The organism is Amphritea japonica ATCC BAA-1530 (assembly GCF_016592435.1).
GTDB lineage: Bacteria > Pseudomonadota > Gammaproteobacteria > Pseudomonadales > Balneatricaceae > Amphritea > Amphritea japonica.
The window spans coordinates 1953959-1973679 of record NZ_AP014545.1 but is presented as its reverse complement, the minus strand read 5'-3'; the positions used below and the strand labels follow the sequence as shown (position 1 = coordinate 1973679).

Sequence of the window (19721 nt, the reverse complement as noted above, 5' to 3'; positions counted from 1 at the left end):
TGATTGTGATTTAGTTGGATAGCGTGAAATGGCCAATATTACCCTGAAGCAGTTAAGAGCTTTTGTCGCAGTTGCCCGTACGCAGAGCTTCACTGAAGCCTGTGCTCAGGTGCATCTGTCCCAGCCAGCATTGAGTATTACGATTAAAAACCTTGAAGAGGAGGCGGGCGGTGCATTATTCAGCCGGACGACCAGAGCAATTGCACTGACGCCTGAGGGTGAAGAGTTTTATCCGGTCGCACAGAAGATGATTCATGATTATGATGCTGCACTTGACGATCTGACGCAGCGCTTTGCACTGAATCGTGGGCGGGTGGTATTAGCTGCGATGCCGTCATTTGCAAGTAGTTTACTGCCGGGTATTATCAGCGATTATCGTTCGCTCTATCCTAATGTAAGCGTGACAGTGAATGACGTTATCGCTGAAGATGTCGTAGATATGGTAAGAAACGGGCAGGTTGAGGTCGGTGTAACCTTCGATCCGGGTCGGTTTGATGATCTGAGTTTTACACCGTTATTTGATGATCGGTTCGTAGCGGTTGTCTATCCGGATCATCCGTTAGCTCTTCAGGAAAGGGTGGCCTGGCAGGCGCTGTTAGACAACGATTTTATCGCGTTGCAGCGGCCGTCCAGTATCCGTTTATTGATCGAAGCTAAGTTGCGGCAGTTGGGCTTACAGGTATTGCCTGAATTTGAAACGCATCAATTGGCCACTATTGGCCGGATGGTGGCAACCGGGTTAGGGGTGAGCGCCGTTCCTTCTCTCTGTATTCAGCAGATGCGTGAATCAGGTGCTATATGCCGAGAACTTGATACGCCGGTTATGTCACGGCCGGTAGGGATTTTAACCCGCAAACGTTACCCTCTGTCTAAAGCAGCCGTCAGCCTGGTTGATATTATTCAAGGGGCTGCTGCCGATCTTTCTGAGCGGGTAAAGCTATAGTCTTTAAGTGAATACGCAAAATATAAAAAAGCCACCGTATCAAACGGTGGCTTAGCGGGTGTAGCAGTATCTAATCCGTACAGCTATATCAACGCGCGTAGTTGATACTGAATTCTCTGAACTGATCGGTACCTGCTGTCTGTATCCACTCAAAGCCAACCATCTCTTTGGTTACAATATGAATGCCACAATGACGCATTCGCTCGAGGGCCATCGCCTTATCTGCTGGGTTGCGAGAAGAAACACAGTCAGCTACGACAAACACTTCGCGGGCCTGCTGTTTAATCTGGATAGCGGTCTGCAGTACACAAACATGAGACTCCATGCCGACAATGACCACCTGATTAGGGCGAATGCTATTGATCTTCTCGTTACAGCCAGGATCAGACATACAGGAGAAATGGAGCTTTTCCATATAGCTATCTTCAGGGAGCACATCGCGAAGTTCCTTAACGGTCCTTCCTAAGCCTTTAGGGTATTGCTCCGAAGTCAGGATAGGAACATTAGCCAGCTTTGCGACTTCCACCAGCCAGCGTGCGTTTGCAACGACTGTTTCGCACTCGTGTATCGCCGGGGCCAGTTTCTCTTGTATATCAACAACCAGCAAGCACGATGAGTTTGGATAGATCAACATAAATATTCTCCAGCGAAAAGATACCAATAGAGTAGCGAACAGTCGTACAACAGGCGTTACTTTCACATGAATATTCGTAAAGATAAACCCTTAATAAAACTTTGATGTTGGGTTCAGGCCAAAGTTAGTTTTTGCTTATTGAGGGTTTAACCAGTAGCACGAAGCACAACAGAGAAAGGCTTCCCATTAACGCAATCGTCACTGCCATGGTGGTTGGTGTGCCGCTATGATAATGCCCGACCAGCATACCGGTAGTGGCGGCGATTACTGATTGGGTGAAACCCAGCAGGGAAGAAGCGGTGCCGGTTATTTTAGGGAAAGGTATCAGTGCGCCTGCCATCGCCTGGGGCATTATCATACCGACACCGATCATATAGATGATCTGAGTTAGCGCTGTTAGCCAGAGGTTGTGGAAGTTAAGCAGGGCGGGAATGAGCATCGTTATTCCAGCAACAACAGCAAATAATGAGCCGCGTTTAATAACGCCATTAATACCCACTCGAGAACCGATGCGCTGGGCAATGATAGTGCCGGTTAAAAAACCGCAGGAGGCAATAGCATAGAAGATACCACTGTGTTCCGCTGGAAACCCAAAGTAGTCGATGATGACGAAAGGGGCGCCTGAAAGAAACGCAAACAAGCCGGAGAAAATGAAGCTACAGCTGAGCGTATAACCCATGAAGACAGGGTTTTTTAAAAGAGAGCCGAAGTTTTTTAAGATAGTCCAGGGATTGAGTGAGCTACGATTTTCAGCGGTCAGGGATTCGGGCACTTTGAACACAATCAGTATAGTGATTAAAACACCGTAGATAGTGAGGAAGATAAAAGTAGAGGTCCATTCAAACCAGAGAATCATCCAGCCGCCAATAATCGGGGCTATCACCGGTGCAAGCGCCATAATACTCCCCATCATTGAGAGCGCTTTAGCGGCATTAACGGGGCCATGAATATCACGCACCATGGTTCGGGCCAGTACCTGTCCACCGCAAGCGCCAAGGGCTTGAAGGAAGCGAAACACTATCAGCTCGTCGATGGTGGTTGACTGAACGCAGCCGATAGAGCTGAAAATGAACAGTATCAGTCCGCCGAGCATGATGGGTTTTCGGCCAAAACGGTCCGCCAAAGGGCCGTAGACTAATTGAGCGAAGGCAAATCCATAAAGGTAGACGGAAAGTGTTACCTGTACTCGATCGATCGTCGTATCAAATACCGCAGTCAACCCTGGCAGGCTCGGCAGATACATGTCCGTCGACAGAGGCCCCAGTGCAACGGCTGCTGCGAGAATGATAATGACTGAAATCGATTGAGGTTTAAACATCTTCTTCCTACAAGCGCCTCTCAGGGTATGAAGGCCGTTTTATTTTGATAAGAGCTTATTTAATTAGCATGTTAATTATTTTATTGGAAAATAGGAAGGCTAGCGACGCTGTTTCTCGCTTAACATCGAGCCAGAATACGTCTGGAGGGAGATGTAAAAATATGCGAGAGTGAGATCGTTATCCGTCTTAGCCAATTAGACTCCAAGTAATAGAGGTTCTGAATCATGGTCAACCCAATGCAAGGGGAGTGTCAGTGCGGTCAGGTGAAGTACGAGCTGACAAAGCCGGCTTTCGTCGCTTATACCTGTCATTGCCGTGCCTGCCAGAAGCTTTCGTCGAGCGCTTTTAATCTCTGTATGCAGGTACCGGCTGAAGCGCTGGCTATCTCTCAGGGGAATGCCGCTAGCAGAGTCAGGGTGGCAGATTCGGGCAATGAACTGACAAGCTGGTTTTGTACCGCCTGCGGCTCGGCATTGTTTGCACAGAACTCAGCTCGCCCGCGTATCAGGACACTCTATGCCGGTACTTTAGACAACCCCGAGAGCGTGGAGGTAAGTGCGCATATCTGGGTTAAACGAAAACTCCCCTGGATTATTCTGCCGCAAGAGCATCGTATCTTTGAAGGAGCAGGTGACTGGACCGAAGATTATGCTGACGATATGAGTCGATATAAGCCTGAAGGTTAATAAAGTTGCTAGAACGTCGCATTGCGGCTGTTAGCCGCTAGAATAAGCTAAATTGAGTTCGTAGGCTGAAGTAAGACTCGAAGCCCAGATGATCAATGCTACGTACCCAAGTGTGTATCTGAACGATCAGAGCAGAAATTAACGTTTTCGCATTTTACTAGCAGAGTAGCTGCATTTCCTGGCAGAGGGTCGATTCAAAAAATCTTCAAAACCTGTTCTCCAAAAGCGAGCTATGTGCAGGGGGCTTGCTTATAGCTATATCAGCTACTTGTTGAGTAGTGCTTCAATCCGGTAGAATCTGGCGCACATAATTTGATAGCGCTTTTTGCTAAATAACTAAAAATACTGGAGTCGCTTGTGGAACTCGCATGTCTTGACCTGGAAGGTGTACTGATCCCTGAGATCTGGATCGCTTTCGCTGAAGAAACCGGAATCGAAGAGCTTAAAGCGACTACCCGTGATATTCCTGACTATGATGTGCTGATGAAGCAGCGTCTGCGTATCCTGGATGAACATGGACTGACACTGCCACAAATTCAGGCGACTATTGATCGTCTGTCTCCTCTGGAAGGTGCCGTTGAATTTATCGATTGGTTGCGTGAGCGTTTCCAGGTCGTGATCCTGTCAGATACCTTCTATGAGTTTGCCGCACCATTGATGAAGCAGTTGGGTTATCCGACTCTGCTGTGCCATAAACTGGAAGTGGACGAGAGTGGTCGCATTACTGACTACACCCTGCGTCAGAAAGACCCTAAGCGTCAGTCTGTTCGTGCTTTTCAGCTGCTGAACTACCGCGTGATTGCTGCGGGTGATTCCTATAACGACACGACGATGCTGACTCAGGCTGAAGCCGGGGTATTGTTTCATTCGCCGCAGAACGTAATTGATGAATTCCCGCAGTTTCCAGCGGTGCAGACCTTTGAAGATCTGAAGAAAGAGTTTATCAAAGCCAGTAATCGGGACCTTTCGCTCTAATTTGTCCGAATCAGCTTCGCATTAGCCCGTGATTTATCACTGGAAAGCACGGCAGTTTTAATCTTGATTGCAAAGTTAGCCTGAGTTGAAGGCATAAAGAAAAAGGCTGATGTTTATACATCAGCCTTTTTTTGTTTCTGTCAGTGGGCTAATGACAGTCAGAATTTGCCGTTGTTATTTTTCCATTCACTGCGCGGCGGTACTGTTTCAACGGTATCCCAGTGCTCAGCGATACAGCCTTCTGCGACACGATACAGATCATAAAATGATGAGTGATTGCCTTCTCTGGAGCCTTCACTGACAGTCAGGACAAAATTGCCCTCTGCTAATATTCGGTGGAGGCGATCATATCTCAGGGTATAGCCCTGTTCTGATTTAAAGTTCAGGGCTGAGCTAAGCGACTCTGCACCATCCGTTAAATAGGGACTGTGTTGCGTTAGTTTGCCATCAGAAAGGTAGTTATCCAGCTTATCCAGTTGTCGTTTAATCAGAATGTTTTCAACGAAAGATTTCACCATCTCCCGGTTAATCTCGGTCAGATGACGATCAGTTAACTCGCTTTCCCCGTCAACCATACTGTGACCAGATGCATTAGGGCCTTGCCGTTTTTGAATGTTGTCCCAATGCTCTACCGCCTGGCCATCTTCAAAACGAAAAACCTCAAAGCCAATGTTGGAGTTGGCGAAATCATATTCAGTATGACCAAATACATAATCACCATCTTCAAAAATACGTACAATATTGACCCGGGGTGAGGTTTTTGAAATTCGTTTGAATAGGGCCGCCAGCCCCTCACTGCCTTCATGAGTCTCAGGGTTGTGCTGAATATATTTGGCTTCATTCACAACCGCTACCGCTTCAGTATTACCGTTTTCAAGGCTTTTAAGCAGTGCTTGAATTTGATCTTTCCGTGTTGATGGCATCAATATATCGTCCTGTCATGAGAAGCTGGCTAAGGCTTGTATTAAGAAAACTTAAGCCGTTGAAGGGGGCTGCATCAGTTAATGGCTTGAGTGCGATAGCACGAGAAAAGAATAGCTTAATTAGATGCTAATATCATAGTTTCATATATCATCACTTGTCTCGGTAATCACCCGTCCTGGTCGAGCTAACATTGAGTATAAATGAAGAGACCAGCGAGCATGTGCAGGAATTGTTGATCGTTTGTAAACGGTTCTTTCGCTTCTCAGAAAAGAGTCGGCCGCCATCAAAATCACGAAGCTTCTTCAGGGAGTCGGTCGAGCACTACGACGAAAGAAAATATAGGATGACAGGTTATTTATAGATGTAATAGTTTGCTTTAACTGTGCTTGGTTAACTTTTTGATTTTATATATTTTTTGTCTGTTATTTTTGAAGAGTTAGTTTGTTTAATTGCTTATGAAATTTGCAATCATTACCTCAGCCTGTATCTATCTATTACAGGAAATCTGGGCGTAAATAGTGTTGTTGAGGGAGTAGTATTTGTCAGATTCTGATGCGAATTTGCATGAATTAAATCACCAGAATATATGGGCTGGCTTTAAACAGTTGGTGCCGATTTCTCTTTTTGTTGCGGTGTTCGGGCTGGCTTTTGGGTTGGCTGCGACTCAGGTCGGTCTGGATAATCCTTCAATCATTGCGATGAGTGCATTTGTCTTTGCTGGGGCGTCACAATTTGCTGCGCTGGAACTCTGGGGAGCACAGATAGCTATTATTCCCCTGGCTATGACGGTATTCGCCATCAATGCCCGGCACTTGTTGATGGGTGCTACCTTGTATCCCTGGTTATGTCATCTTCCTCCGGTAAAACGTTATGGTGTGATGTTGTTTGTCACAGATGCTAACTGGGCGATGTCGATGCAAGCCTTCAATCGCATAGAGCCTGCTATGGGGCTTTTATTCGGGGGCGGTATTGCGATCTGGCTTTTTTGGATACTGGGTACATGGCTGGGTATCTATTTTGGCAGCGCCATTCAGGACCCGGTCAGTCTGGGACTGGATATGGTCATGGGCTGCTTTCTGTTGGCGATGGTATTGGGGGGTGAAAAAAATCTGCGCATTATCATCATCTGGATAGTCGCTGCGGTCGCATCGCTGCTGGCATACTGGTACCTGCCAGCCAACAGCCATGTGGTTATTGGCGCTTTAGCGGGGGGGATTTTAGGCGCCGTATGGATGGGGAAGAGCAGTGATGGTTGAAACGACTGGCTTCGGTGTCCTGATCATCGTGCTGGTGATGGCGATTGTGACATTGATAACCCGCTGGGGTGGTGTTTATGTAATGTCATACGTACCCATTAGCTACAGAGTAAAACAGTTTATTAGCGCCATGTCCGGCTCTGTTCTGATAGCACTGCTTGCGCCATTGGCGCTGAGCGGTGATAACGGCGCTCGGTTAGCGTTATTGACCACAGCAATCACTATATTGCTGATTAAAAAACCACTGCCAGCGATTGCTTTGGGCATACTTGCAGCGGCGCTGTATCGGCAGATATGATTTTTTAAATTAGCCGGTCCCGAAGAGAAGGCCGAGAAGGAGGATAGGTCAGGGGAGAGTCTGGGCTGTATTAAGTGATTGTGCGAGCCCGTGTTGGCGTCTTAGTAGTCCTGATCAGCTTTTAAACCTGCATATTTCTGCTCAAACTGATCGGCAGGTATCGGTTTACAGAAGTAATAACCCTGACCATAGTCACAGCCCCACTGAGTCAGCAATTCCAATTGCTCTTTAGTTTCAATCCCTTCGGCAATCACTTTGATGCCGAGTTTATGCGCCATGGCGATAACTGACTCACAGATGGCGGAATCATCACTCTCAGCGGTTAAGTTGCTGACAAAGGCTTGATCAATTTTGAGGTAATCCACGTCGTATTTTTTGATATACGAAAGTGAGGAGTAACCGGTACCAAAGTCGTCCAGGGCAATCTGCATGCCTGCATCACTCATGGCAAACAATTTACTCGCGACAACAGGGCCTGAATCCATCAATAATCCTTCGGTCATCTCAACCACAATGGCCTCGCCCGATAGCCCGTGTTGGGCTAAATAGTCAAACCAGTTTGATAGATGAACGTCCTCACTCTTGAATTGAATCGGTGACTTGTTGATGCTTATTTGAAAGTCAGAGGCAATCGTTTCGCGCCAGGACTCGACCTGTTTTACGGCCTCAGTAAATACCCAGTTACCTATCTCAATAATCGCTCCCGTCGCTTCTGCCACAGGAATGAAGTCAGCCGGGCTGATGATCCCCTGCACTGGGTGGTACCAACGGATCAATGCCTCGGCTTTATGTACATTCTGTGTTTTTAAATCAATGATCGGCTGATAGAAGAGACGAAACTGATCGGAGGCCAGTGCCTTTCTCAAGTCGGTGCTCACTGCATACTTATATTGCGTGGATTGCTTCATTAGCGGTACGTAATGACTGCGTTGATTACGGCCTTGTTGTTTTGCGTTCTCCAGCGCCAGATTAGAGCATTGAATCAATACTTCAGAAGTAGAGGCATGGGTCGGGAAAGCGGCGATGCCGATGCTGCTGGTCAGATAGATATTATGATTGTCGATTTCGCATGCGGTTGCCAGTGCTGCCTGAATGCATTCTACAATACGATCTATTTCATCCTGACGCTCTTCGCCGGGCAGAATAACCGCAAATACATCCCCCGCAATACGTGCCACCAAATGGGGAGCCTGCAGGCAATCTTGAATTTTTACCGCGGATTGTTTTATCAGTTCATCACCCACAAGGTATCCGAGGCTGTCATTAATGTCAGTCAAGCGATCTAAATCGATCAGTAACAGCTGGATTGGATCTTCTAGTATGAGAGCAAGATCTATTTGGCGATTCAAATGCTCAATAAACATGCGCCGGTTAGGCAGGCCGGTAAGATTATCAAAATTTGCTTGTCGTTCTATCAAGCTTTCAGACGCTTTACGCTGTGAGATATCACTGAAGAGCGCGATGCGCCGATAGGGTTGGTTGTTCTCATCGCAAATAGTGTTAACTGATAGCCATTCGGCGTATATCTCACCATTTTTACGCCGATTTGATATCTCACCTTCCCAACGTCCTGTCGTAATAATTTCATGCCACATCTTTTGATGGAAGCGTTTGTCATGTTTGCCGGATTTCAAAATACTGTGGGTTTTTCCCAGTACTTCCTCTTGAGAGTAGCCTGTGATTGTTGAAAAAGCCGCGTTGACGCTCAATATAGTGCCCGACTCATCCGTTACACTCATCGCTTCCTGACTATTCTCATATACGGAAGAGGAGAGTCGCAATGCATCTTCTTTTTGCTTTAGGCTGGTAATGTCCAGCGTGGTAATTAACACAATGCCCATCGAATCTTCATAGCCAGGCATAAGGGCATGACGAACTTCAATCCATCGTCGCTCACCGTTCAAATCGACAAAAATGGATTCGCACTCTTTGACCTGCTCGCCCTGAGCAAAGGTCTCAATGACGTCAATAAACTGCTCAATGGTGGACTGATCAAAAAATTGAGTTATACCATCGGTCAGCTGGTCTTTCGATGCAGCACCTGAGAGTTTTAGCGCCGCGTCATTTACGCCGACTATTTTAATTGAGCTAACCAGCTCCCAGGCCTGGTCTCGATGCTGTTTAAAGTATTCGGATATAGAAACAGCAGGGTGGTCGCGCTGGATATTTTTCAGAGCGTTACTCACTGCTGACCAGTCCTCCTCCCAAATAGCCGCAGGGGCATGATAGTAAAGTCCCTTCGTGCGCTCTTCGCTGAGAACCAATGCTTTGGACAGCTGTGCTTGCTTTAAACGATCTATAAACAGATAACTGAGCATCATTGTTGCGAGTGGATACAGGATTAAAACCGGTAAGAGGATAAGCTCAAAAATCTGTAACGCCTTGTCGAGAGGGAATAAAAATACTGAAGCAAAATATGCGAACTGAAGAGCGAAGCCAAAGCACCACAGTTCTGTAAGTGAGAGTTTTACTAAGCCTTTCGGAAGTCGGTATGTACGCCAGAGCACGCCAATAATTCCTGACGAAACAATAATGCCGATACCTGGAATAACACCGTCTCCGGCTAAAAAGATTCTGACGACGACGGCCATCAATATAGCAATAAACGTGGGTATTACACCAAGACAGAGGCCTGAGACACCCAGTAAGACAGAGCGGGCATCAAAGATGATACCCTCTTCGTATTGCCATGATGTCAACATGATGATGGTGACTACCAAGCCAGCAATGACGCCTGTGACCAGGTCTCTGAGGCGCTGGTTTTCTGTATCCCACTGGCGAGAGATAAAGTCATAGATAAACAGCATTGCTATTAGCAATGCTGCATTCTGGGATAGAACCAAAAAAACCGAATTGATCAAACCGCTGTTATCCTTAGAATTCCGTACTCTAACAAATGATCATCTACTTCCGTGCTTTTTCTCGAATGACCGGCGGCTAAGGCCTGAGCGCAAGAGGGTGAAGGATGTTTCACAGCTCTACTGTTGTCGGATTCTGTACACTGATACTGACAGGTCAAATGAGTCAAAAAGCGAGTATTCATTATACCCACAATTAAAACAATGATAATTATCAAGTACCGTCAGCGAGTGGGGTTTACGCGTAAGTTGCGAGTGGTCAGGCGTGGCTTCGCCACTTGCTAGAGAAAGATTAAAAGTCGTAGCTCGTTGTTCGAAAAAGCATTTGTCCGTAGGCTAGGGTGGATAAGAGGCCAGAAAACAGGCCTCACGGTGAAGAAATCGACAAAGCTGCAGCCGAATTTGTATTATTCAAATGTAACTCAATCATTAAACAGTTTGAGGCATAGCTAAAAAAGGCAAAGCCGCGGATTGTGGCACTGTGTGCTCTTCGCCGTGATTTACGGCGTTAAATCAATAATTGGAAGGTAATTCCCCCTAAATATATGAATATAGTTCTCTTAACTCACCAGCGAGAGGTGTCTAAAAAGACCAATACAGGATCTTTGGTTGCTGACGTGCTGGGAGAAAACGCAAGCGTTGTTATCTGGGAAAGGAAAAATCCAGATTCTGGAATAATGGAAGCAATAGAAAAAGGTAAAGTTGCATTGCTTTATCCAACTGATGATAGCAAAGCCGTCTCTGCGGAATGTGATTTTGAAAGTTATATTGTCATAGACGGTACGTGGCAAGAAGCACAAAAAATATACAATAAAAGTCCGTATCTTAAAGACCTTCCTAAAGTAAAAATCGAAACATCCATTGAATCAATATATAAGCTAAGACGTAACCAACGCCCTAATTGTTTATGTACGGCTGAAAGTGTTATCGAGCTGCATAAAGCAAAGGGCTTTGCAGAGACGGCGGATGAATTACAGTTAAAGCTGATAGAGTTTGTCGCTGATACAAGTAAATAAATCTTTGCAAAGGGGTGAGTAATTAAAGGGCTATGATCCCTTTAGTCTTTAAAGGCTATTGATCGTTGCTCGAACGTCACAAAAAAGCGTGACTTGCTGGTGGCTTGAAGGAGCCGTTTTAATCGCTTTATCAGCAACCGTTTAAGTTAAGTACGCTGAAAGAAAACTGTTTGTATTTACAGTATATTTTGTCTCTTCCAGCAGTTATGCTCGTTTTATCGTTAGATAAAGGCTCGTTTTGCTGCTGAGTAAGTTTTGCAAAACGATAGAAATACAAAGGGATAGGTAAAAAACGCTGGTGAGATAGCATGCCGGGTAAAGAATGCATATGCGCATTCTCGTTTTTGTCTTAAAGGAGATCGCAATGTTCATAATTTCCTCTCTAAGATCTGATAGTTATCATTCCTTTTGTGACTTTAGCTCGGCATGCATATGCGCCGGCGTAGTATTAAAATGTTATATTACCAAGGAGTGGAAATGAAATTACTAATCTCTACATTAATTATTCTTTTATTATCTGGTTGCGCATCAACAAGTCCATATGTTCCTTCATCGACGTTAAATGAAAGCAACGCATCTGTTGTTTATATATATCGAACAGATGTTGCTTATCATTCTATGAACCCTGAAAAACCTTTTTTCTTCGTAGATGGTAAGTTGGTCGACAAACTCGGTACAGGGCAGTTTGTACGATTCATTGTCGAGCCTGGGAGTCACACCCTTACTTCAAGAGAATCCGTGGTATTTGCACCTGGCCGTGAGAGCGGAAATTTACAAGGGGAGTTCGAGTCAGGTAAAACTTACTACTTCAGATACTCTAAGAATTTAACGAGTATGTACCATACTGGCGTAGCTTTTGTCATGTCAGATAGCTCTTCTCTTAGACCAGTTACTAAGACAATGTTTGATGAACGGTCTTAATATAACAAGTCAATTAAATCGCTTCGCTTGGACGCGCTTTGCGCGCCATTTATTGAGGCGTTAGGTGTCTGTATATGAAAGCTGTGGTGCTATCAATTTTAGGGCTGGCTTCATTTTTATACTTTCTCTTTGCTGAAGCAGACTCAGATACATATTATCTATCCATATTTGGCATGTTATTTTGCATTTTCTTAGAATATGGTTTGGTTACCACCCTAATATGTTTTATCGGCTTTGCTTCATGGCATTACACAATTTTCTCGTCAAATTCATGGGTTGAGTTTTTATTGTTGCCACTTATTTCTGCAGGTTGCTTTTTATACGCAGTCTGTAACATGTGCTTGCTGCAAAGTGCCTTAAGAGGGCGCCCTATTGTTTACGGTTCTGCCGATTTCAGTGATGATTCTGATGCATAGCCACCTAACAAATTGCTCAAGTACGTTCCGGCCGCATACGGCCTTCACGGGACAAGCTGCTGCGCAGCTTGCCCCTTAGCTTTGCGTTATGTGTCATGAGGTCATGTAGATAATTATGAGTGCAGGAATACCACTGTTTATTTTGAGTGCTTTAGCCTCAGTCATTCTTGTGCTCTGGTCTCGCGGTGGAGCTGGCGACAAAAGTAGCAGGATCAAAATAGCGGTTTTCACTTTGGCTATTTTGGTTGCTTCATGGGTCGCTTTATTATCTCTCGGAGTGTTTCACCCAGTTGGTTTATGGGGCATGAGTGTAGGCTTTATCATATCAATAGCCTCCTTATTTGTACCTGTGGTTTATAACAAAGTACGCAGTAATGAAAACACATAACAAGGCAATGAAAAATCGCCCACAAAAGACGTGGGCTGGACTCGCTAACGCTTGCATTTTATTGCGACGTTAGCAGTATTAAATTATGAGCAAATGTAAAGTATGTAACTGCGATCTAGGCCCTGTACCCATGTGCTTTGGCAGCGGTTCTCCTGCAACTCTTATGGTTGCCCCTGAAGAGCTTTCGGTGCGAGTCGAAGAAAACTCTGATCAGTGTATCGTTGATGGTGAGCACTTTTTTGTTCGAGGTCACATAGAGCTTCCAGTTGCTGGAGCAGATGAACCCTTTATATGGTCGGTTTGGGTTTCATTAAGCGAGCAGAGTTTTGACCATATGAGCGAGCATTGGGAGTCAGAAGGAAGGGAAAACTGCGAAGCATATTTTGGGTGGTTAATGACTAATCTCCCCTGCTACCCAGAAACTATGCACACTGAAAACCAGTGTTCAATCTCAGCCTGTTGGGCAAGTCCCACTAGTTTCTCTGGAGCCATCTGACCACCCTTTATCAAAAGAGCAGCAGTCGGGCATTACAATGGAGCGTGTTCATGAAATCGTTCATCAAGTTTTGCAGCACTAACCAACTGCTAACAAGGCGTTCAACTTCGGCCAGCAAGCTGGCCTGGAACTCCAAACTGCTGCGCAGTTTTCCGTCCCGTTAACGCGGCGTTAAGCATCAAAGGAACACTGAGCATTGGAATTAGCTTTTCCCAAAGAAATTAGAAACAAGTGCATACTTACATGGTGTATCTGTATTTTTCTGCTGGTCGTATCTTGGCAGTTAAATGTTCTGGAATTAATTAATACTACGAACTGGTTTTCTCGGTCCGGCTCCCTTGTTGCTATAACTGCGGCGCTTTCAGAGTTGTGGCTTCTAAATAGAATCAAGAGGCATCACAAGTGGGTGCAACAATGTAGCATTGTCCATAAGCAGTCACCGTATCGCCTTGAGGCAGAACAGGAAATATCTGACACTTATATTGAGCCAGTCGAAAAAATTGCAAACGTGAGTAATGTAGTACTAATCGTTTTGGGTACAGTTGTTTGGGGGTATGGTGACATACTTTATAAATCAGTCAGCGGCTAAATGCTTAACAAGCAAAGGCAGCATCGCCCTTTGGGCTGGACGCGCTAACGCGCGCCGCTGCTTTGGGCGTTAAATGTCATGGAGAGTTCGGTGAGTAAATTGCTAATCATAGGGATATTGCTCCAGCTATCGGTAGTTACGTGGGCAAAAGATAGCTCGCCTAAATACCAACGAGGTGACTGTATTACTCCTGTGGCTTCAACTTATTCTTGGCATGGAAAGTACGCAACGGTTGAGGCATTCACTTCGATCGATGGATTAACCAAAGAAAAGTCGTATATCTTGGCTTTTCCATTCAGTGGTTCAAGTAGTACTATTTTCGATAAAGAAATTGAGGCCGCCACTAAAAAGATAAGCCAATCTCTATGTGGCAATTAGCAGGCAAACATTTAACAAGTCGCTGTAGTGGATCGTCGCTGCGCTCCTCACCACTAGGCTAGGCGTTATGAGCTTCGAGGTAAATAATGATTAAGACTCTCCTGAAAGGGCTTATCTTTGGGATAGGCTTTATTACAGCAATATTCATTGCGGGATATGTTGGTTTAAACTATTTCAGTAATGACCTTGCCGATATAAATAAAAAACTTGAAATATGGAATAGCCTTACCGAAGAAGGAAAAATAAAGGCCTCATCTGCAATCATCGTAGTTAGATTCTCTGAGGGTGAAGATAATGTTAGATTGGCATCAATTTCTAATATCTACACTAAGCCTTCAAGCGCCTCCACCGACCTCAAAGTCGGCCAACTTTATCCTAAAGCGAACTATTACCCTCTGAGCAATGATGAGAACCGGTCTGCATCAATATTACTGTTTATGAGTGATACAGACTCTCCAACTACAACATGGCATGCTTATAATGAAATAATTCCAGCAGTGGGCAATATGCCAGTCGAACTTCTAATTAAGAAATTTAAAGAGTAGCAAGGTGTTTGAACACGCTCATAACAAGGCGTTCAACTTCAGCCAGCAAGCAGGCTTGGACTTCCAAACCGCTGCGCGGTTTTCCAGCCCGTTAACTCGGCGTTATAAGTCTTGCCCCTTATGTTTGAATCAACAACAAATGTTTGAGTAAAGCTATGAATGAAAATAAATTAGTCGGTGCGTGGTCACTGTTTTCTTCGGTTCAATCTCGGAACGGTATCGCATCTAAAACATTTGGCGATCCGCCGTCAGGCCAGATTCAATATACGAATGATGGGCGTATGTCTGCATTTCTAATGGACCCATGCTGGAAAAAAGAGGGTGTAAACGCATCAAAACAAGCCGACTTGTTCTTTTCCTATGCTGGCCAATGGGAAGTAAAGGGGGATGAAATACATCACTTTGTTGAATTTTGTTCTGCGCCGTCAAAGATAGGGACGACTTTTGTTCGCAGTATTCGATTCATCAATGAAAATGAACTCGAACTTTCTACAGCACCTGAAACATCCCCCTCAGGGAATGTTTATGAAACAAAGCTTATCTGGAAACGGTTCTCATAAATACTGTCTCTGCTTAAGCCGCTTTTAACAATCTAGAAAAGCAGAGGAAAAGAGGGCATATCTGTTTCTTGCCCCCTCAATTTATTATCTCCACTGAATCAGTGTTTTTTATAGCAAGCGACGCAGTCGCGTTTAACAACTAGCTAGCCGCGAAGCGGCGGTCTAGCTACTGCTTTTATTGTCTTTCATCGTCTTTTCCAGCCCATGTAACAAGTTGTTCACCTTGTTATAAGTTTCCTGATATTCATCTGCTGTGATGGAGTCAGCGACGATGCCGCCACCAGCCCAGCAGTGAATCTTATCGTTCTGGCAGATCAGCGTGCGGATGGTGATGCTGGTGTCCAGTTTGCCTGAGAAACTCAGGTAGCCGATCGAGCCGCAATAGATGGAGCGGCGGTGGGGTTCCAGTTCTTCAATGATCTCCATCGCGCGAATCTTGGGCGCGCCGGTGATAGAGCCACCGGGAAAACTGTGCTCGAGAAGACTGAGTGGGTTCTGGTCGCTGGAAAGCTTACCGGTGATGGTGCTGACCAGGTGATGAACATTGGCGTAGGATTCTACAGCAAACAGTTTAGGTACTCTGACGCTGCCATGCTCGCAGGCTTTACTGACATCATTACGCATCAGGTCGACTATCATCAGGTTTTCAGAGCGATCTTTTTCACTGTCATGGAGTGCAAGTTTTAGCTGTGCGTCTTCTGCCGGGTTGGCTCCCCGGGGCAGGGTGCCTTTGATCGGTTTAGTGGTAACGCGCCCTTTATCGACTTCAAGAAACTGTTCGGGTGAGTGCGACAGTATTGCACCTGATTCGGTTTCGATGAAGGCGGAATAGGGTGTCGGGGCGTGTTCACGCAATTGTTTGTACGCGCTCCAGGGGTCTCCCTGGCACTCTGCCGTAAAACGCTGTGAAAAGTTAACCTGGTAGCAATCGCCACCCTGAATGTAGTCGCTGATACGGCTGAGCGAATGGTAATACTCTGACTCAGACATATTGCTCTTGAAGCGTGATTTGAGCGTGAAGTCATCATTCCCTTTTGCCGGGGGAGATTGAAGCAGCGCTAGATAGTGCTGAGCGTCTGTTTCGTCGACCAGGGGAGAGGTCACAAGGACGGTTTGTTGTTTCAGGTGATCAACCACGACAGCCCAGCTGTAGATACCTACCTGCATGTCAGGCAGATCAATATCGCACAGGGTCTCATCAGGCAGGGCTTCAAGACAGCGGCCTAAGTCATAGGAGAAGTAACCCAGCAGACCACCACAGAATGGCAGTGCTTTTATTGCTGGCTCTTTAGGCGCAGGAGAGCGTTGCTGATACTGTTCAAACACCGCTTGCAGGTGCGTGAATGGGTTTCCGCTCAGTTTCTCTTCACCGGTGTCACGGGTAATGCGGGTGAGCTTATCGCTGTAACTCAGTTTAACAGTGGGATTAGCGGCAATGATGTCGTAGCGGCCATAACGCCCCGCTGGTTTTCCGCTGTCGAGATAGACCGGCGCAGGCAGATGACGGATGCGTTCGAAATAGAGAGTGCTGTGTGCCAGATATGGGAGTGGGAAAAGTCTATACACCCGATAACCCTTAATACTTGCCTTGCTTAGATAAGATAGGCCGTTAGAGGTTGCCTGCCTGATGTAACTACAAAAAACGATATACAGGATGGCTCAAAAATGGATTGTAGCGAGCCATTAGACTTAAAGCGAGGTGGAACGCTGATATTTCTCTTTTAGTCAGTGTGGGAGGGGGAATTCTCACGCACAACAGGATAATATCGATGTTTTAATTCGCAACCTGACTAGAACGCCTAATTCATGATGAAGCACCCATATAAGATTACTCAGCACCAGCTTAACCTTTCTGATCAGCAGGTTAGTTATCAGCTTTATAAGAAAGCCGGTGAGGGGGCTCCTCGCCGTCTTGTACTGTTACATGGTGCGGGGGTGGCCGGAGAGGACACCTGGTCAGCGATTGCCATGATGCTGACACAGTGGGATGAAATTCTGATTCCTGATCAGCGGGGTACCGGTAATACGCGTTATCCTGACGGCGAAGAACATCCGTTTACCGTGAATGAGTTGGTCAATGATATAGGATCGCTGGTGGACCACCTGGGTTGGTGGCACTTTGATCTGGCCGGCTATTCCATGGGCGGGATGGTTTCATTGCTTTATAAGCAACGCTATCACGATCGGGTCAAGAAGCAGTACCTGATGGAGGCAGCCGTGCTGGATCGTCCGAGCTGGGAATCAACCGTCAGTCTGCGCCAACAGTTTAGTACCGCAGCCGAACAGTTGAAGGGTAATCAGGCTGAAACTGGAATTAAAGCTTTTCTGGATACGATATCGCCGAACCGAAAAGTTGCTCCTCAAGCCGAGTTGTTGACAATCCAGCGTTTGGGCGAGCGGCCGTTAGGCTTTGCTAATGCGCTTAACTGCGTGACTGAAGCGATTAATAGTATCGATCGGGAAGCATTGGTGGCCGCTCAGGGTGATGTGACCAGTTTTATCGGCGGCCACAGCATTGATCTGATGCACCAGTATCAGCGAGACCTCGCTGAGCGCCTGCCCAACTGGCATTACTTCATGGTGCCGGGCACTGATCATTCGTTGCCATTTCAGAAACCGCGTCAGATCTCCCGTGTTATGGAGGCTGAGTTGCTGCGCTTCCTCGCCTGATTTATGATAATCGTCTAGACTGAAAGCCCCGGATAACGGGGCTTTTTTATAACAGTAGTACTGATCAGGGCAAACCCCTATACTTTTGTAGTATGTTGACAGTTTTTGCCTTTAGTCGAGTTGACGCTGGTCTTATTGGGCTGTATTGTTAGTTCAAGATTCAGATTGTCGACAATCCAGAGAGAAGGTTGTAATGGCAGAGATCATAGAAATAACAGAAAGCACCAGTGAATTACGTACCCTTGCAGACAAAGTCTGTGAGCAACTGGTAACAGCGATTGTGCGGGGTGATATTCCCCCGGGTCAGAAGATCAGTGAGCCCGAGCTGGCGCGCACTTACGGTATTAGCCGGGGGCCGCTTCGTGAAGCTATTCGTCACCTTGAAGGTCTTCGACTGGTAGTCCGGATTCCACATGTAGGTGCCCGCGTTGTATCACTGAGCCCGGAAGAGCTGGTTGAGATTTACCGTATTCGTGAAGCACTTGAAGGCATGGCGTGTCGTCTGGCCGCTGAAAATATGTCGACAGCCGAGATTGATAGCTTACGGCAGCTGCTTTATCAGCATGAAAAGAATATTGAGGAAATTGACGGACGTGCCTACTTCCAGAAAGAGGGCGATCTGGATTTCCACTACCGCATTGTTCAATCCAGCAAGAACACAAAACTGTTCGAGTTGCTGGGTGGCGAACTTTATCACCTGGTACGCATGTACCGTTATCAATTCAGCGTTTCTAAATCACGTCCACAGCGCGCCCTGAAGGAACACCATCGCATACTTGATGCGATTGAAGAAAGGGATGGCGAACTGGCGGAAATGTTGATGCGCCGCCATATAGGTCGGGCCCGTCGTAATATTGAAGAAAGTCTGAATCCAAAGAACAAAGAAGAGAGGGAGTAACCCATGAGCAAACTGACCGCAGGCGGCCGTTTCCGCAAAGCACTAGAAGAAGCAAATCCACTACAGATTGTTGGTACAACTAACGCATATCACGCCATGATGGCTGAGCGTGTAGGCCACAAAGCGATCTACCTTTCAGGTGGTGGTGTTGCTAACCATTCATACGGTCTGCCAGATCTGGGCATGACGTCTATGAACGATGTACTGGCTGATGTTGCCCGTATCACGAGTGCTGTTGAAACCCCTCTTATTGTTGATATCGATACCGGTTGGGGTGGTGCTTTTAACATCTCCCGTACCGTTAAAGAGATGACTAAGTATGGCGCTGCAGGTTGCCATATTGAAGATCAGGTAGCGCAAAAGCGTTGTGGTCACCGTCCTAACAAAGAGATCGTTACTCTGGAAGAGATGGTTGATCGTGTTAAAGCAGCGGTTGATGCTAAGACTGATGATGACTTCTTTGTAATCGCGCGTACCGATGCGTTCCAGATGGAAGGTCTGAACTCTGCAGTTGAACGTGCGCAGGCATGTCTTGAAGCGGGTGCTGACGGCATCTTCGCTGAGGCTGTACACACGCTGGATGATTACAAAGCGTTTTCTGACGGTATCAACGGTTCACACCTGCTGGCGAACATCACTGAGTTCGGCGCTACGCCACTGTTCAACGTAGAAGAGCTGGCTGAAAACGGCGCAACTATGGTGTTGTACCCGCTGTCAGCGTTCCGTGCTGCGAACCTGGCTGCATTGAATGTTTACGAAGCGCTGTTACGCGATGGCGATCAGAAAGCTGTTGTCGATACCATGCAGACACGTATGGATCTATATGATTTCTTGAACTACCACGATTTCGAGCAGAAATTGGATGCGTTGTTCGAAGAAGGCAAGAACAAGTAATTAGCCGCAGAGCTATCTCCCGCTGATCTGTTCAGCGGGAATATATACAGAATTACA

General features: G+C 46.2%; 21 protein-coding genes. 16 read left to right on the top strand and 5 right to left on the bottom strand.

From position 1 onward, the window contains the following. Positions 1 to 28: 28 nt before the first annotated feature. A complete protein-coding gene (locus AMJAP_RS09165) occupies positions 29 to 943 on the top strand; it encodes a LysR family transcriptional regulator (RefSeq protein ID WP_019622326.1) in 915 nt (304 codons plus the stop codon). 88 nt (positions 944 to 1031) lie between these two features. On the opposite strand, the gene AMJAP_RS09160 is transcribed toward AMJAP_RS09165, so the two are convergent. Then, entirely contained in the window at positions 1032 to 1577 is a 546-nt protein-coding gene (locus tag AMJAP_RS09160; protein ID WP_019622327.1) for a hydrolase, read from the bottom strand. Between the two features lie 124 nt (positions 1578 to 1701). Then, complete coding sequence (locus AMJAP_RS09155; RefSeq protein ID WP_019622328.1) at positions 1702 to 2895, bottom strand: Bcr/CflA family multidrug efflux MFS transporter; 1194 nt, start codon at positions 2893 to 2895, stop codon at positions 1702 to 1704. 225 nt (positions 2896 to 3120) lie between these two features. Between AMJAP_RS09155 and AMJAP_RS09150 the strand changes: the two genes are divergently transcribed. Both AMJAP_RS09150 and thrH read left to right on the top strand, forming a co-directional pair. Further along, the gene (locus AMJAP_RS09150; protein WP_019622329.1) at positions 3121 to 3582 is read left to right on the top strand and encodes a GFA family protein; all 462 of its coding nucleotides are present in this window, start codon (positions 3121 to 3123) and stop codon (positions 3580 to 3582) included. A gap of 357 nt (positions 3583 to 3939) precedes the next feature. Then, on the top strand, positions 3940 to 4557 hold the full coding sequence (gene thrH, locus AMJAP_RS09145; RefSeq protein ID WP_019622330.1) for a bifunctional phosphoserine phosphatase/homoserine phosphotransferase ThrH: 618 nt from the start codon (positions 3940 to 3942) through the stop codon (positions 4555 to 4557). A gap of 158 nt (positions 4558 to 4715) precedes the next feature. On the opposite strand, the gene AMJAP_RS09140 is transcribed toward thrH, so the two are convergent. After that, complete coding sequence (locus AMJAP_RS09140) at positions 4716 to 5480, bottom strand: nuclear transport factor 2 family protein (protein ID WP_019622332.1); 765 nt, start codon at positions 5478 to 5480, stop codon at positions 4716 to 4718. 540 nt (positions 5481 to 6020) lie between these two features. Between AMJAP_RS09140 and AMJAP_RS09135 the strand changes: the two genes are divergently transcribed. Both AMJAP_RS09135 and AMJAP_RS09130 read left to right on the top strand, forming a co-directional pair. Beyond that, positions 6021 to 6737 carry an AzlC family ABC transporter permease gene (locus AMJAP_RS09135; RefSeq protein ID WP_019622333.1) on the top strand — a complete coding sequence of 239 codons (717 nt, stop codon included), beginning with the start codon at positions 6021 to 6023 and terminating at the stop codon, positions 6735 to 6737. Further along, on the top strand, positions 6730 to 7035 hold the full coding sequence (locus AMJAP_RS09130) for an AzlD family protein (RefSeq protein WP_019622334.1): 306 nt from the start codon (positions 6730 to 6732) through the stop codon (positions 7033 to 7035). The genes AMJAP_RS09135 and AMJAP_RS09130 overlap by 8 nt, the downstream gene beginning before the upstream one ends. Positions 7036 to 7136: 101 nt before the next feature. Here AMJAP_RS09130 and AMJAP_RS09125 read toward each other — a convergent pair whose 3' ends face one another. After that, positions 7137 to 9896 carry an EAL domain-containing protein gene (locus tag AMJAP_RS09125; protein WP_019622335.1) on the bottom strand — a complete coding sequence of 920 codons (2760 nt, stop codon included), beginning with the start codon at positions 9894 to 9896 and terminating at the stop codon, positions 7137 to 7139. Positions 9897 to 10438: 542 nt separating this feature from the next. Between AMJAP_RS09125 and AMJAP_RS09120 the strand changes: the two genes are divergently transcribed. The 8 genes from AMJAP_RS09120 to AMJAP_RS09090 all read left to right on the top strand — a co-directional run bounded on the left by AMJAP_RS09120 (position 10439) and on the right by AMJAP_RS09090 (position 15202). Then, positions 10439 to 10909, top strand: a complete 471-nt coding sequence (locus tag AMJAP_RS09120) for a tRNA-uridine aminocarboxypropyltransferase (RefSeq protein ID WP_019622336.1) — start codon at positions 10439 to 10441, stop codon at positions 10907 to 10909. 477 nt (positions 10910 to 11386) lie between these two features. Then, positions 11387 to 11830 carry a DUF2846 domain-containing protein gene (locus AMJAP_RS09115; RefSeq protein WP_169336965.1) on the top strand — a complete coding sequence of 148 codons (444 nt, stop codon included), beginning with the start codon at positions 11387 to 11389 and terminating at the stop codon, positions 11828 to 11830. 74 nt (positions 11831 to 11904) lie between these two features. Beyond that, the gene (locus tag AMJAP_RS09110) at positions 11905 to 12246 is read left to right on the top strand and encodes a hypothetical protein (protein WP_019622338.1); all 342 of its coding nucleotides are present in this window, start codon (positions 11905 to 11907) and stop codon (positions 12244 to 12246) included. 115 nt (positions 12247 to 12361) lie between these two features. Next, positions 12362 to 12634, top strand: a complete 273-nt coding sequence (locus AMJAP_RS09105) for a hypothetical protein (protein WP_019622339.1) — start codon at positions 12362 to 12364, stop codon at positions 12632 to 12634. 85 nt (positions 12635 to 12719) lie between these two features. After that, positions 12720 to 13130 carry a DUF2199 domain-containing protein gene (locus AMJAP_RS09100; protein ID WP_201356364.1) on the top strand — a complete coding sequence of 137 codons (411 nt, stop codon included), beginning with the start codon at positions 12720 to 12722 and terminating at the stop codon, positions 13128 to 13130. Then, positions 13066 to 13212: a DUF2199 domain-containing protein gene (locus AMJAP_RS17865; RefSeq protein ID WP_376787808.1), complete on the top strand. Its 147-nt coding sequence runs from the start codon at positions 13066 to 13068 to the stop codon at positions 13210 to 13212. Before AMJAP_RS09100 ends, AMJAP_RS17865 begins: the two co-directional genes overlap by 65 nt. Before the next feature lie 971 nt (positions 13213 to 14183). Then, complete coding sequence (locus tag AMJAP_RS09095) at positions 14184 to 14642, top strand: hypothetical protein (protein WP_019622342.1); 459 nt, start codon at positions 14184 to 14186, stop codon at positions 14640 to 14642. Between the two features lie 155 nt (positions 14643 to 14797). Continuing rightward, positions 14798 to 15202 (top strand): lipocalin-like domain-containing protein, encoded by a 405-nt coding sequence (locus tag AMJAP_RS09090; protein WP_019622343.1) that lies wholly within the window; start codon positions 14798 to 14800, stop codon positions 15200 to 15202. 162 nt (positions 15203 to 15364) lie between these two features. On the opposite strand, the gene pabB is transcribed toward AMJAP_RS09090, so the two are convergent. After that, a complete protein-coding gene (pabB, locus tag AMJAP_RS09085) occupies positions 15365 to 16768 on the bottom strand; it encodes an aminodeoxychorismate synthase component I (RefSeq protein ID WP_019622344.1) in 1404 nt (467 codons plus the stop codon). A 240-nt stretch (positions 16769 to 17008) separates the two neighbouring features. On the opposite strand from pabB, the gene AMJAP_RS09080 reads away from it, so the two are divergent. The 3 genes from AMJAP_RS09080 to prpB all read left to right on the top strand — a co-directional run bounded on the left by AMJAP_RS09080 (position 17009) and on the right by prpB (position 19664). Continuing rightward, positions 17009 to 17872 (top strand): alpha/beta fold hydrolase, encoded by an 864-nt coding sequence (locus AMJAP_RS09080; protein ID WP_019622345.1) that lies wholly within the window; start codon positions 17009 to 17011, stop codon positions 17870 to 17872. A 193-nt stretch (positions 17873 to 18065) separates the two neighbouring features. Then, positions 18066 to 18770, top strand: coding sequence for a GntR family transcriptional regulator (locus AMJAP_RS09075; protein ID WP_019622346.1), 705 nt, complete (start codon positions 18066 to 18068; stop codon positions 18768 to 18770). Between the two features lie 3 nt (positions 18771 to 18773). Further along, positions 18774 to 19664: a methylisocitrate lyase gene (gene prpB, locus AMJAP_RS09070; protein ID WP_019622347.1), complete on the top strand. Its 891-nt coding sequence runs from the start codon at positions 18774 to 18776 to the stop codon at positions 19662 to 19664. Positions 19665 to 19721 lie beyond the last annotated feature (57 nt).